The organism is Modestobacter versicolor (assembly GCF_014195485.1).
Lineage (GTDB): Bacteria > Actinomycetota > Actinomycetes > Mycobacteriales > Geodermatophilaceae > Modestobacter > Modestobacter versicolor.
This window is the reverse complement of the sequence record NZ_JACIBU010000001.1, coordinates 2,074,678-2,087,665: the sequence shown is the minus strand read 5'-3', so window position 1 is coordinate 2,087,665 and position 12,988 is coordinate 2,074,678. Positions and strand designations below refer to the sequence as shown.

The 12,988-nt window shown below is 72.5% G+C and carries 13 protein-coding genes and 1 other RNA gene; 10 read left to right on the top strand and 4 right to left on the bottom strand.

What is annotated here, in order from left to right:
- The first annotated feature begins 7 nt into the window (after positions 1-7).
- From ftsX to FHX36_RS10160, 3 genes are all read left to right on the top strand, one after another.
- Complete coding sequence (gene ftsX, locus FHX36_RS10170) at positions 8-892, top strand: permease-like cell division protein FtsX (protein ID WP_110550926.1); 885 nt, start codon at positions 8-10, stop codon at positions 890-892.
- A gap of 142 nt (positions 893-1,034) precedes the next feature.
- A complete protein-coding gene (gene smpB, locus FHX36_RS10165; protein WP_110550925.1) occupies positions 1,035-1,511 on the top strand; it encodes an SsrA-binding protein SmpB in 477 nt (158 codons plus the stop codon).
- Entirely contained in the window at positions 1,508-2,431 is a 924-nt protein-coding gene (locus FHX36_RS10160; RefSeq protein ID WP_110550924.1) for an NADP-dependent oxidoreductase, read from the top strand. The genes smpB and FHX36_RS10160 overlap by 4 nt, the downstream gene beginning before the upstream one ends.
- Here FHX36_RS10160 and FHX36_RS10155 read toward each other — a convergent pair.
- Positions 2,418-2,852, bottom strand: coding sequence for a hypothetical protein (locus FHX36_RS10155; RefSeq protein ID WP_146251522.1), 435 nt, complete (start codon positions 2,850-2,852; stop codon positions 2,418-2,420). The two genes, FHX36_RS10160 and FHX36_RS10155, sit on opposite strands and share 14 nt — an antisense overlap.
- A gap of 42 nt (positions 2,853-2,894) precedes the next feature.
- On the opposite strand from FHX36_RS10155, the gene FHX36_RS10150 reads away from it, so the two are divergent.
- Entirely contained in the window at positions 2,895-3,788 is an 894-nt protein-coding gene (locus FHX36_RS10150; protein WP_110550922.1) for an amidohydrolase family protein, read from the top strand.
- 11 nt (positions 3,789-3,799) lie between these two features.
- The gene (locus FHX36_RS10145; protein WP_258372596.1) at positions 3,800-4,783 is read left to right on the top strand and encodes a GNAT family N-acetyltransferase; all 984 of its coding nucleotides are present in this window, start codon (positions 3,800-3,802) and stop codon (positions 4,781-4,783) included.
- A gap of 92 nt (positions 4,784-4,875) precedes the next feature.
- On the opposite strand, the gene FHX36_RS10140 is transcribed toward FHX36_RS10145, so the two are convergent.
- The gene (locus FHX36_RS10140) at positions 4,876-6,384 is read right to left on the bottom strand and encodes an MFS transporter (protein ID WP_110550921.1); all 1,509 of its coding nucleotides are present in this window, start codon (positions 6,382-6,384) and stop codon (positions 4,876-4,878) included.
- 135 nt (positions 6,385-6,519) lie between these two features.
- Entirely contained in the window at positions 6,520-7,152 is a 633-nt protein-coding gene (locus FHX36_RS10135) for a TetR family transcriptional regulator (protein WP_110550920.1), read from the bottom strand.
- Between the two features lie 131 nt (positions 7,153-7,283).
- On the opposite strand from FHX36_RS10135, the gene FHX36_RS10130 reads away from it, so the two are divergent.
- The 5 genes from FHX36_RS10130 to ssrA all read left to right on the top strand — a co-directional run bounded on the left by FHX36_RS10130 (position 7,284) and on the right by ssrA (position 12,227).
- The gene (locus FHX36_RS10130) at positions 7,284-8,114 is read left to right on the top strand and encodes an SCO6745 family protein (RefSeq protein ID WP_258372595.1); all 831 of its coding nucleotides are present in this window, start codon (positions 7,284-7,286) and stop codon (positions 8,112-8,114) included.
- Between the two features lie 96 nt (positions 8,115-8,210).
- Entirely contained in the window at positions 8,211-9,833 is a 1,623-nt protein-coding gene (locus tag FHX36_RS10125; RefSeq protein ID WP_110550918.1) for an SLC13 family permease, read from the top strand.
- Positions 9,834-10,092: 259 nt separating this feature from the next.
- A complete protein-coding gene (locus FHX36_RS10120; protein ID WP_183513708.1) occupies positions 10,093-11,250 on the top strand; it encodes a CorA family divalent cation transporter in 1,158 nt (385 codons plus the stop codon).
- Positions 11,251-11,252: 2 nt separating this feature from the next.
- Positions 11,253-11,786 carry a GNAT family N-acetyltransferase gene (locus tag FHX36_RS10115; protein ID WP_110552968.1) on the top strand — a complete coding sequence of 178 codons (534 nt, stop codon included), beginning with the start codon at positions 11,253-11,255 and terminating at the stop codon, positions 11,784-11,786.
- Positions 11,787-11,851: 65 nt separating this feature from the next.
- Positions 11,852-12,227, top strand: a transfer-messenger RNA (tmRNA) gene (gene ssrA / locus FHX36_RS10110).
- A 93-nt stretch (positions 12,228-12,320) separates the two neighbouring features.
- On the opposite strand, the gene FHX36_RS10105 is transcribed toward ssrA, so the two are convergent.
- Complete coding sequence (locus FHX36_RS10105) at positions 12,321-12,839, bottom strand: hypothetical protein (RefSeq protein ID WP_110552969.1); 519 nt, start codon at positions 12,837-12,839, stop codon at positions 12,321-12,323.
- Positions 12,840-12,988: the final 149 nt, after the last annotated feature.

The window sequence follows — 12,988 nt, the reverse complement described above, 5'->3', positions numbered from 1 at the left end:
GGAACTGATGCGCGTCAACTTCGTCCTCTCCGAGGTGGCCGCCGGGCTGCGTCGGAACCTGACCATGACGGTCGCGATGATCCTGACCACCGGGATCTCGCTGGGCCTCATGGGCACCGGTCTGCTGATCGCCAACATGATCGGCGACATGCGGGAGATCTACTACGACAAGATCCAGGTCTCGATCTACCTCGCCGACGACGTCACCGACCAGCAGCGCGACGCCATCGCCGCGCAGCTGGACGCCTCGTCGGAGGTCAAGGACTACATCTACGAGTCCAAGGCCGACGCCTACGCCCGCTTCACCCAGCAGTTCCAGGAACAGCCCGCGCTGATCGCCAACACCCCCGAGGACGCGCTCCCGGAGAGCTTCCGGGTCGAGCTGGTGAACGCCCAGCGGTACGAGGTGATCGCCGAGCAGTTCCCGAACGGGCAGAACGGCGTGGACGAGGTCCGCGACGAGGGCGACTTCCTGGACCGCCTGTTCAGCCTGCTGAACGGAGCTCGCAACGGGACGATCGCGGTGGCCATCGTGCAAGCCCTGGCCGCGTTGCTGCTGATCTCCAACACGATCCAGCTCGCGGCCTTCAACCGGCGCAACGAGACCAACATCATGCGGCTGGTCGGCGCCTCGCGCTGGTACACCCAGCTGCCGTTCATCCTCGAGGCGGCGCTCGCCGGCCTGATCGGTGCGCTGCTGGCCATCGGCGGGCTGGTGCTCACCAAGGTGCTGTTCGTCGACAAGACCCTGGCCGGGCCGATCAAGTCCGGCATCATCCCGCCGGTCGACTGGTCGGCGATCGCGGCGATCAGCCCGGTCATCGCCGCGGCCGGGGTGGGGCTGGCCGCCGTCGCGGCCTACGTGACGCTGCGGCTGTACGTCCGCCTGTAGCTCACCGCTCGAGCCCGCGCCCTCCTGCGACGATCATGGAGCTGCGGCGACGGCACGCCGACGGAGGTCCGTGTGCCGCTGCCGCAGCTCCATGATCGTTTCTGGGAGGCCGTCGCTGGCGGGCGCCCGGTAACCTGGGGGCATGCCGCGGGAACAGGGGCGCAAGTTCATCGCCCAGAACAAGAAGGCGCGGCACGACTACTCGATCCTCGACACCTACGAGGTGGGCCTGGTGCTCACCGGCACCGAGGTGAAGAGCCTGCGGGCCGGGCGTGCCTCGCTCGTCGACGGGTTCGCCACCGTGGACGACGGCGAGGTCTGGCTGCAGCACGTGCACATCCCGGAGTACACCGAGGGCACGTGGAACAACCACACCCCCCGGCGCAAGCGGAAGATCCTCATGCACCGCGCCGAGATCGAGAAGCTGATCGGGAAGACCAAGGAGGGCGGGCTCACGCTCGTCCCGCTGGACCTGTACTTCAAGGACGGCAAGGTCAAGGCCACGCTCGCCCTCGCCAAGGGCAAGAAGACCTACGACAAGCGGCAGGACCTCGCCGAGCGCGACTCGCGCCGGGAGATGGAACGCGCCTTCGGCCGCTACGTGAAGGGCCGCCGGTGAGGGGCATCGCCTACGACCGGTTCGGTGACGAGTCGGTCCTGCAGCTGCGCGACGACCTGCCCGAGCCGCCCGTCGGACCCGACGCCGTGCTGGTGCGGGTGCGCGCCGCCGGGGTCAACCCGGTCGACATGGGCATCCGCGAGGGTCACCTGGCCGGGGCCTTCCCGCACCACTTCCCGATCGTGCCGGGCTGGGACCTCGCCGGCGTCGTCGAGCAGGTCGGCCCCGCGGTGGTCGACTTCGCCCCCGGTGACGAGGTGTTCGGCTACCTGCGCCGCGACGAGGTGCAGTGGGGGACGGCGGCCGAGCTCGTGCCGGCACCGCAGCGCTGCATCGCGCACAAGCCCGAGTCGCTGGGCTTCACCGAGGCCGCCGCGCTGCCGCTGGCCGGGCTGACCGCCTACCAGGCGCTCACCGAGGCGCTCGACGTCGGCGAGGGCGACCGGGTGCTGGTGCACCGGGCCGCGGGTGGGGTCGGCTTCTTCGCCGTCCAGATCGCCGCCGCGCTCGGCGCCCACGTCATCGGCACGGCGAGCCCGCGCAACCACGGTTTCCTGCGGGACGCCGGGGCGGCCGAGGTGCTCGACTACAGCGCCGGCCCGATCAGCGAGCAGCTGTCGGACAAGGTCGACGCGGTGCTCGACCTGATCGGCGGCCCCGCGCTCGGCGACGCCCCCGACCAGGTGCGCGACCCGGCGCGGATCGCCAGCGTCGTCGACCCGGTGGTGCGCGACCTGGGCGGGCGGTACGTGTTCGTCCGCCCCGACCAGCACGACCTGGAGGAGCTGGGCCGGATGGCCGACGCCGGGCAGCTGCGGGTGGCGATCGCCAAGGCGTTCCCGCTGGAGCGGACCGCCGACGCCCAGCGGCTGGTGGCCGAGGGGCACGTGCGGGGCAAGGTCGTCGTCACGATCGACTGACGTCGCGCCGTCCCGCCCGGACGACGGAGGCGGCCAACGCCCCGGCCAGCCCGCCGCGGGCGGCAGCCGAGACGGCCAGGGCCCACAGCGGACTCGCCCGGCCGACCACGGTGACCGGCGCGATCGCCCCCAAGACCGGAGCCGCGACGACGGCCGCACCGACCCCCAGCAGCGCGGCTCCGCCCACCCGGCTCTGGTGGTCGAACGCCCACCGGCCGACCGGTGGTGCGACCGCCGCGACACCGATGGCGGCGATAGCCGGACCCAGCTGCACCCCGCGGCGGCCGAGCAGCCGGCGGGCCAGGGTGACCACCAGGTCAGGGCCAGCGGAGACCGCCAGAAGGGCGAGTCGCACCACGGCGTCCTGCTGGGGTCGGGTCAGCTGCTGCCAGCGCACCTGGGCAGGCGTCGGGTCCGTCACCGGACCACCCTGGCAGACCGGCGGCGCCGCTAGGGTCGGCCCGTGGTCGCAGCCCCGCCGGTCGACGACGCCGACGTCCCGCGGTACTGGCGGGAGCTGGGGCTGCCCGGGCTGGTCGACGTGCACGTGCACTTCCTGCCCGAGCGGGTGCAGGCCAAGGTGTGGCGGTACTTCGCCGAGGCCGAGACGCACTACGGGGCGCCGTGGCCGGTGACGTACGCCCTGCCGGTCGACGAGCGGCTCGCCGTCCTGGCCGGCCTCGGCGTCCGGGCGTTCCCGACGCTGCCGTACCCGCACAAGCCGGGCATGGCCGCCTGGCTCAACGACGAGGCCGCGGCGTTCGCCCGGGAGCACCCGCAGGTGCTGCAGTCGGCGACGTTCTACCCGGAGCCCGAGGCGCCGGCCTACGTCGCCGAGGCGCTGGACGCCGGCGCCCGGGTGTTCAAGGTGCACGTTCAGGTCGGCGGCTTCGACCCGCGGGACGAGCTGCTGCTGCCGGTCTGGGCCCGCCTGGAGGAGACCGGCACGCCGGTGGTCATCCACTGCGGGTCGGGACCGCTGCGCGGCGAGCACACCGGCCCCGCCCCGATGGCCGGCCTGCTGGAGGTGTTCCCCCGGCTGCAGCTGGTGATCGCCCACCTGGGCATGCCCGAGTACGCCGCCTTCCTGGAGCTGGCCGAGCGGTACGAGCGGGTGCACCTGGACACCACGATGTTCGCCACCGACTTCACCGAGCGGTTGATGCCCTTCGACCGGGCGCTGCTGCCGCGGCTGGCGGCGCTGCGCGACAAGGTCGTGCTGGGCAGCGACTTCCCGGCCATCCCGTACCCGTACGCCCACCAGCTGGCCGCGCTGCACCGGCTGGGGCTGGGGGAGGAGTGGCTGCGGGACGTGCTCTGGGGCAACGGGGCGCGGCTGTTCGGGGTGACTCCGTAGGCTCGGGCAACGTGATCACGCTCCCCGACGGTCTCTCCGCCCGCCCGATGCGCCCGGACGACGTCCCGGCCCTGGCCGAGCTGCTCAGCGCGGCCGAGGCCGTCGACGACACCGGCGTCCACGAGTCGGTCGAGGACCTCACCGGCTGGTGGGTCAACGAGCTGGTCGACCTCGAGCGCGACAGCCAGGTCGTCGCCACCGCAGACGGCGAGCTCGTCGGCTACGCCACCGCGATCGCCCCGCCCACCTTCCGGGACGCCTACGGCGTGCACCTGGAGGGTCGCGTGCACCCGGGCTGGCGTGGCCGCGGTATCGGCCGCGCGCTGCTGGCCTGGCAGCTGGAGCGGGGCACGCAGGTGCACGCCGAGCGGCACCCCGAGGCGCCCGCGCGGCTGACCGTCACCGCCTACACCTCGATGCCCGACGTCACGGCGATGCTGCGCCGGGCCGGGCTGGTCGAGGCCCGCTGGTTCTTCCACATGGCCCGGCCGCTGACCGACCTGCCCGAGCCGCGGGAGGTCGAGGGCGTGCAGCTGGTGCCGTTCAGCTGGGACCGGGACGACGAGGTGCGCCGCGCGCACAACGCCGCGTTCACCGAGCACTACGGCTCCAGCGAGCGCGACACCACCTCGTGGCAGGTCATGTTCACCGGGCAGTCGCAGTTCCGCCCGGACCTCTCGGTGCTCGCGCTGTCCGACGGTGCCGTCGTCGCGTACGCGCTGTCCTACGTCTCCGAGGCCAGCGCCGCGGTGACCGGGGAGCGGGAGACCTACTTCGGCCAGATCGGGGTGGTGCCGGAGGCGCGCGGCCGGGGGCTGGCCAAGGCGGTGATCGTGCAGGCGCTGCTGGTGGCCGCGGAGAACGACTGCCAGACGGCCGGGCTGCAGGTCGACAGCGGCAACGTCAGCGGCGCGCTCGGGCTGTACGAGAGCCTGGGCTTCAGCACCTCGCGCACCGAGGTGTCGTGGTCCCGGCACCTGGACCCGCTGCGCTGACCCGGCGCGACCCACCCCACACCCGAAGATGGCCATCTCCGGCCCCCATCAGGGGGCCGGAGATGGCCATCTTCGTGGTGCGGAGGGCGGGCTCAGACCGCGAGCGCGCCCTCGGTCGGCAGGTCGTCCTTCTTCGCCGAGATCAGCACCGCCGCGATCACCAGGGCGACGGCGAGGAACACGCCGGCCCAGATGAAGGCCACGTGGTACCCGTGGACGAACGCCTCACCCGGGTTCTCGCCGGGGTTGTCGGCCAGGTGACCGGAGACCGCCGAGGCGTAGAACGTGCTCAGCAGGGCCAGGCCCAGCGAGCCACCGACCTGCTGCGAGGTGTTCAACACCGCGGAGGCAATGCCGGCGTCGTGCTCCTCGACGCCGACCAGCGCGGTGCTGGACGCCGGGACGAAGACCGCCGCCATGCCGAAGCTGATCGCCAGCTCGGCCGGCAGCACCTCGGTGACGTAGGAGCTGGTCGACTCGATCTGGGTCAGCCACAGCATCCCGAGCACGCCCAGGGCGAGACCGGCCAGGATCAGCGGCCGCGGCCCGACCCGGGGGAGCAGCTGGGAGACGATCCCGGCGCCCACGATGATCCCGCCGCTGAAGGGCAGGAACGCGAACCCGGACTCCAGCGGGCTGTAGCCCAGCGTCTGCTGGAAGTAGAAGGTCAGGAACAGGAAGATCGCGAAGATCCCGGCGCCGACCAGCAGGAAGATCAGGTACGAGCCACCCCGGTTGCGGTCGAGGACCACGCGCAGCGGCAGCAGCGGGTGGCTGGCGCGGCGCTCGTAGAGCACGAACGACACGAGCAGCACGACCGAGGCGGCCAGCAGGGTGAGCGTCAGCGGGTCGGTCCAGCCGACACCCTCCTCGGCGGCCTTGCTGAAGCCGTAGACCAGGCTGACCAGGCCCAGGGTGGACAGCAGCACGCCCGGGACGTCGTAGCGCCGGTCACCGGTCGCCCGGCTCTCGGTCACCAGCACGACGGCGAAGACCGCGGTGACCGCGGCGATCGGGACGTTGACGCCCAGCGTCCAGCGCCAGGAGGCGTACTCGGTGAGGACGCCGCCGAGGATCAGGCCGATGGCCGCGCCGCCGCCGGAGATGGCACCGAAGACACCGAACGCGCGGGCGCGCTCCTTGGGGTCGGTGAAGGTGACCGCGAGCAGCGACAGCGCCGCGGGGGCCAGCAGTGCGGCGAAGGCACCCTGCAGGCCGCGGGCGGCGAACAGCAGCTCCTGGTTGGCCGCGATGCCACCGAGGGCGGAGGCGCCGGCGAACCCGGCCAGGCCGATCAGGAAGGCGCGCTTGCGGCCGATGAAGTCCGCGATCCGGCCACCGAGCAGCAGCAGACCACCGAAGGCCAGCGTGTAGGCGGTCACGACCCACTGGATGTTCGCGGCGGTGATGCCCAGGTCGGCGCCGGCGTCGGGGAGGGCGATGTTCACGATGGAGGCGTCGAGCACGACCATCAGCTGGGCGATGGCGATGACCGCCAGGGCCGCCCAGCGGCGCGGGTCGGGCTGGGTGCCCGCGACGTCGTGGGAGGTCGTGCCGGAGCCCGACGTCCCTGGTGGGGTGGTGAGGCTGTCTGCAGCCATGGCAGAGCCGTCCTTCCTGCGCATCGCGCAGTGCATGGGGTGAGGGCAGGAGTCCAGGGACGGCCGGCGGCGGTGCGCGGTCGTCGTCCTGAGCGGTGGGCCGGCGTCAGCGCCGGCCGGAGAGGGTGGTGCGGGTCAGCTCACGGGCTGTGCGAGTCCTGCGCCGGCCCAGCGCAGGCAGTCGCGCACGGTGTCCACGAGCGCGTCGAAGGAGTCGTCGGGGTCCCACGCCTCGACCGCGGTGATGAACGCGGCCATGGCGGTGTTGAGCAGGAGCGTCGCCCTCAGGTCGTCGCCGTCGGGGAGGCGGCGGACGATCCAGGCCTTCAGGTCGGGGGCGAAGCTGTCACAGGTGCCCCGGGCGGACTGGGTGAGCCAGGGGCAGTCCTGCAGCAGCCGCTTCTGCACCGGCAACCACTCCGGCATCAGCTTGGTGATGTCGACGAACAGGTCGGTCAGTGCGTCCCACAGCGGCCGGTCGTCGGCGTCGGCGGCCAGGAGCTGGCGCCACTGCTGGAGTTCCTGCGGGTCGAGCTCGAAGGCCACTGCTTCCTTGCTGGGGAAGTAGCTGAAGAACGTCGTGCGCGAGACACCGGCCTCCTTGGCGATGTCCTCGACACTGACCGCGTCGTAGCCGCGCTCGCTGATCAGGCGGAGTGCGGTGGCGCGGATGGTGCGCCAGGCCTCGAGCTTCTTGCGCTCCCGGAGCCCCATGACGGCGTCGACGGGACAGCGCGGACTGCTCGCCGCCTTGACCGTCTTCCCCATCACGCCCTCACCGTAGCCGGAAACCTGAACTGAGTACAAGTTCTTACTGCGTCAAGTTTCTCGACGTTCACCTGGCGGCTACGGTCAGCCCCATGGTCAGCGTCGATCAGCCCAGTCTGGACCCGCGTCTCGTGGCCCGCACCCACAGGCGGCTGGAGCCCCTGCACTCGCACGTCTACTTCGCCCCGGAGACCGAGGAGCGGCTCACCGCGGCGGGCCTACGACCGGGCCGGATGGGCTACTTCGCCGGTCGGGCTGCGGCCATGGGGGCGGTCGGCCCCGGTGTGGTGGCGGCGACCTTCTACAACTTCGCCCCGGCGGTGGTGGCCCGGCACCTGCCCCGGGCCTGGACCCTGGCCACCCCCGAGCAGGTGCTGGCCGCCCGGCACGACGCCGCCCGCGCCTCGCTCACCCGGCTGCTGGGCGACACCCCGGAGGCCGAGGTCGCCGAGCTCGCCGAGCTGCTCCGGGAGGCCTGCACGGCGCTCACCCCGGAGGGCCGCCCGCTCTACGCCGCCCACGCCGAGCTGCCCTGGCCCGCCGACCCGGTGCTGCAGGTGTGGCACGGCACCGGGCTGCTGCGCGAGCACCGCGGCGACGGGCACGTCGCCGTCCTGGTGCGGTACCGGCTGTCCGGCCTCGAGGCGCTGGTCAGCCACACGCTGACCGGCCGCGGCTTCACCCGGGAGTCCGCCCAGCTGTCCCGCGGCTGGTCCGACCACGAGTGGGCGGCGGCCACGGCCGCGCTCGCCGACCGGGGCCTGGTGGCCGACGGAGCGCTGACCGCGGACGGCGTGGCGCTGCGGGCGGCCGTGGAGCAGGAGACCGACGAGCTGTCCGCGGCACCGTTCGCGCAGCTGGGTGCCGAGCGCACCGAGCGGGTCGCCGAGCTCGCCGGCGCGCTCGCCGGGAGGCTGCTCGCCGCCGGCGCCTTCCCGCCCGGGGTCCTCGCGACCCGCTGAGCCAGCCGCTGAGCCGGGCACTGAGCTGGGCCGGACGCTCGACGACGACGGCGTCCGTCCCTATGGTCTGAGTCACATCCCAGCCGTGGAGGGGCGATGACCACCACCGAGCGCGGTCCCCAGCAGCCGGCCCGGACGGACGTCGACGCGGCCTTCCTCGGATCGGCGACCTACCGCAGCCTCGGCGAGCAGACCCTCAGCCCGGCGGAGGAGCGGTTCGAGAAGGGCCGCCGCACCATCGGGCTGTTCCTCGCCCCGGCCGTGACCTTGGTGGTGGCGCTGGTGCCGCTGGACCTGCCGCGGCAGCAGCACCTGCTCGCCGCGATCCTGCTCGGCGTCATCGTCCTGTGGATCACCGAGCCGGTGCCGATCCCGATCGGCGGCCTGATCGGGATCGGGGCGATCGTCGTGCTCGGCGTCGTCCCGGCCGACGAGGCCGTGGCGCCGTTCGGCTCGACGACCGTGTTCACGTTCATCGGCGCCTTCATCCTGGCCCAGGCGATGCTGAAGCACGGTCTGGCCCGGCGGTTCGCCATGTTCGTGCTGTCGCTGCGGTGGGTCGGCACGTCGACCTACCGGGTGGTCATCGCCTTCGGTGCGATCACCGCGATGCTGTCGGCCTTCGTGTCCAACACCGCGACCGTGGCGATGCTGCTGCCGACCGCGATCGGCATCCTCTCGGTGATCGCCAAGCTGCTGCAGAGCAAGGGCCTGGTCGAGCAGGACTTCGACCCGCTCCGGCTCCGGGTGGGCGTGGCCTTGATGCTGATGCTCGCCTACGGCGCGAGCGTGGGCGGGCTGCTCACGCCGGTCGGCACGCCGCCGAACCTGATCGGCCGCGGGCTGATCGAGGAGGCGACCGGGGAGCGGATCAGCTTCCTGGACTGGATGCTCATGGCGCTGCCCATCTGCCTGCTGATGTTCTGCGCGCTGGCCTTCGTGCTGCTGCTGCTCAACCGCCCGGAGATCCGGCGGATCGAGGGGGTCAGCGAGTACGTCCGCACCGAGCGGGCCGAGCTCGGCCGCTTCTCCACCGCCGAGCGGAACACCCTGATCGCCTTCGGGATCACGGTCTTCCTGTGGATCTTCCCCGGCATCATCGCGCTGACCGCGGGCACCGAGTCCAGCCTGTACGAGACCGTCAGCGGCCGGCTCAACGAGGGGATCGTCGCCGTCCTCGGTGCCTCCCTGCTCTTCGTGCTCCCGACGAACTGGAAGGCCCGGGAGTACACCCTGGTCTGGAGCGACGCCGCCAAGATCGACTGGGGCACCGTGGTGCTGTTCGGCACGGGCATCGTCTTCGGCTCGCTGCTCGACGACACCGGCCTGGCGCTGACCATCGGTGAGGGGTCCGCCGACCTGCTCGGCCTGACCAGCACCCTCGCCATCACCGTCTTCGCGGTGCTGCTGGCGATCCTGATCTCCGAGACGACGAGCAACACGGCCTCGGCCGCCGTGGTCGTGCCGATCATCATCCCGGTGGCGATGGCGGCCGGGGTCAACCCGTTCGTCCCCGCGCTCGCGGCCACCTTCGCGGCGTCCTTCGGGTTCATGCTGCCGGTCTCGACCCCGCAGAACGCCATCGTCTACGGCTCGGGCGTCGTCCCGATCACCAAGATGATCCGCAGCGGCTTCTCCTTCGACGTGCTGGGCGCGCTGCTCATCGTGGTCCTGCTGCCGGTGATGATCGACCTCGTGCTGGGCACGCCGGGCGGCTGACCGGCACCGGGTGTTCACCACCCGGTCGGGCGGCGGGGGTGCCCGGGTCCGGCCGGGCGTGTCACGATGGACGACGGCCCGCGGACCAGCCGGGGCACCCAGGACGTCGGGAGGTGACCGGGCAGATGCGCACCGAGCCCCCCAGTCACAGTCCCGAGGTCCCCTCCTGCTGACGCTCCCGGTCGACGCCTGACCCGGCGGCGCGGCGTGCGGGGACCGCTCCGGCGTCCCTGCCCCAGCGCCCTCCCGGGAGTCCGTCGTGTCCGACCGTCGTCGCCTCGCGCGCAGCGCACCGCGCGCCGCCCTGTCCACCCTCACCCGCCGGCCGCGCGCCGTCGTCCCGGCGCGCCTGCCGGACCGGCCCGCCCCGGTCGTGACCGCCGCCGAGCGGCCGTCGCGCGTGGTCGACAACGCCGTCTACGCCGGCGGCCGGCGGATCGCCACCCCCGCCACCCCGGCGGAGAGCCACGAGTGGCTGACCGACGGCTTCGATGACCGGATGGTCTGGCTGGGGCTCTACCGGCCCGACCCGGCGGAGCTGGGCGAGCTCGCCGAGCAGTACGGGCTGCCCGACCTGGCCGTCGAGGACGCGATCCAGGCCCACCAGCGGCCGAAGTTCGAGCGGTACGGCGACACGCTGTTCGTCGTCCTCAAGGCCGCCCGGTACCTCGACGCCAAGGAGGAGGTGGAGTTCGGGGAGCTGCACCTGTTCCTCGGCAAGGACTTCGCGATCACCGTCCGGCACAGCGAGTCGCCGGACCTGTCCCGGGTGCGCCGCCGGCTGGAGAGCTCGCCGGACCTGTTGGCCCGGGGGAGCGAGGCGGTGCTCTACGCGATCCTGGACGCCGTCGTCGACGGGTACGCCCCGGTGGTCGCCGGCCTGGAGAACGACATCGACGAGATCGAGGTCGAGGTCTTCAGCGGCGACCCCGGTGCCTCGCGGCGCATCTACGAGCTGTCCCAGGAGGTCGTGGACTTCCAGCGGGCCGCCCAGCCGCTCACCGGGATCCTCGCCGCCATCTCCGCCGGGTTCGAGAAGTACGGCGTCGACGAGGAGCTGCGCAGCTACCTGCGCGACGTCGCCGACCACGTGACCCAGGTCGTGGAGCGGGTGGAGGGCTTCCGGCTGCAGCTGCGCGACATCCTCACCGTGAACGCCACGCTGGTCGCCCAGCGGCAGAACGAGGAGATCCGCGAGCTCACCGAGACGTCGCTGGCCCAGGGCGAGGAGGTCAAGAAGATCTCCGCCTGGGCGGCCATCCTGTTCGCGCCCACCCTGGTCGGCACGGTCTACGGGATGAACTTCACCCACATGCCGGAGCTGGACTGGCGGCTGGGCTACCCGATGGCCGTCGTGCTGATGGGCCTCGTCAGCGTGGTGCTGTACGTCGTGTTCAAGCGCCGCGACTGGATCTGAGCGTGCCCCGGTCGCTGCTGGCCGCCCCGCCGGGGACCCTCGCGGACGATGGCGTCGTGCTGCGGGCGATGACGGCGGAGGACTGGACGCTGGAGCAGGCGCTGTCCCGCGACCCCGAGGTGATCCGGTGGACCACCCACCCGCCGCACCTCACCGAGGATGCCGCCCGGCTCCGGATGGCGGAGGTCGCCGAGCGAGCGCGGACCTGGACCGGCCAGCGGTACGCGGTCTGCTCACCCGACGGCGAGGTGCTCGGCATGGCGGCGCTGACCGTGGAGCGCTCGCCAGAGCCCGCGGTCGGCTACGCGCTGCTGCCGGCCGGCCGCGGGCGGGGGATGGCGGTCGCGGCGGTGCGGCTGATGACCGGCTGGCTGCTCGACGCCGGGCACCCGTGCGTGCGGCTGGGCATGCTGCCGGACAACGAGGCCAGCGCGCGGGTCGCCGCCCGGGCCGGCTTCACCGACCTGGGCGTCGAGACCTCGCCGCGGGCGGACGGCACGATCGCCGAGGTGCGCTGGTGGGAGCGCCGGTCGTGACGCGCCGGGACGCCGGGGAACACCCGGCGGCGGCGTGCCGTTAGGCTCACTGCACAACTCAACAGGGGGGCGATTGGTCTCGACTGCGGTCGGGTGACCAGGGGAAGCGAGCCGAGGAAGGCAACGATGAGCTCGTTAACCACGCGTTGCAAAAAACACAAGCGCCGACTCCAGTCAGCGCGACTTCGCTCTCGCTGCCTAACAGCAGCTAGGCGAGTCTGTCAGCCCGGGTTCGTCATCGACCCGGATCCTGGCATCAGCTAGATGACTCACTGCACGTACCGGTCGCGGGTACGTGCGGGACACCAAACAGTGACTGGGCCCGTCACACCGACTTGTTCGCGGGATCGGTGGGGTCGAGCAGAGACAGAGCGGACTGCGCTCGGAGAAGCCCTGGTGATGCGTCGCAGGACGCGGGTTCGATTCCCGCCGCCTCCACCCCCCTAGTTCCACCACGGAGGGCCCGGTCTGGAGACCGGGCCCTCCGTGCGTTCCGCCCCCGGGCCGCGCGCGGGCGGCGGGCGCGTCGACGACCTAGCCGGAGAAGACGTCCCTCTGCTCGTAGAGGCGCTGGCCGCCATCGTCGAAGAGCTGCTCCGGCCACTCGTCCGGATCCGGGCCGAGGACCTCGTCGCGCGCCACCACGACGACGGCCCCGCCGGTCACGCTGAGGCCCTCCACCTCGTCCAGGGCACTCCAGCCGTCGACGTGCGCGATCTGGTACAGCGCGCGGCCGAGGTGCGTGACGTCCGCGGCTGCCGCGGCCTCGTCGTCCTCCGGCCATGCGTCCCGGTAGGCGCGACGCCCGGCGGCCAGCACGGCGTCCTCGTCGGTGACCTGGTAGTCGTGCCGCTCGAGCACGGAGATGCCGGGCGCGGGCTCCGGCTCGTCCTCAGGGCCGTCCGCGTCGTCCTGCTCAGCGAACTGGTGCAGGACGCCGAAGGGGAAGCCGTTCCCGGTGTACTCGAACTGCGCGTCGGCGTAGGCCAGCACCGCCGGGAGCAGGCGGTCGGTCGCCGCGAAGACGTCGGAGATACCGGCGTTCGTCGTCACCGCTGTCACTGCGCTCGCGTGCGCGGTGATGGCCGCCCCCAGCTCGGCCGCAGCTGCTCGGAGCCGCGCCGCGCCTGCGGGGGTCCATGGGGTGAAATCGTCATCAGCCACGCCGCGACCGTACGGGCGCCATCCCGCCGCTGGCACCA

Excerpts from the sequence above, each read along its gene's own strand:
- FHX36_RS10140 (WP_110550921.1), bottom strand. The coding sequence starts at position 6,384 with ATGGCTGCAGACAGCCTCACCACCCCACCAGGGACGTCGGGCTCCGGC.
- smpB (WP_110550925.1), top strand. The coding sequence starts at position 1,035 with ATGCCGCGGGAACAGGGGCGCAAGTTCATCGCCCAGAACAAGAAGGCG.
- FHX36_RS10125 (WP_110550918.1), top strand. The coding sequence starts at position 8,211 with ATGACCACCACCGAGCGCGGTCCCCAGCAGCCGGCCCGGACGGACGTC.
- FHX36_RS10135 (WP_110550920.1), bottom strand. The coding sequence starts at position 7,152 with ATGGGGAAGACGGTCAAGGCGGCGAGCAGTCCGCGCTGTCCCGTCGAC.
- ftsX (WP_110550926.1), top strand. The coding sequence starts at position 8 with ATGCGCGTCAACTTCGTCCTCTCCGAGGTGGCCGCCGGGCTGCGTCGG.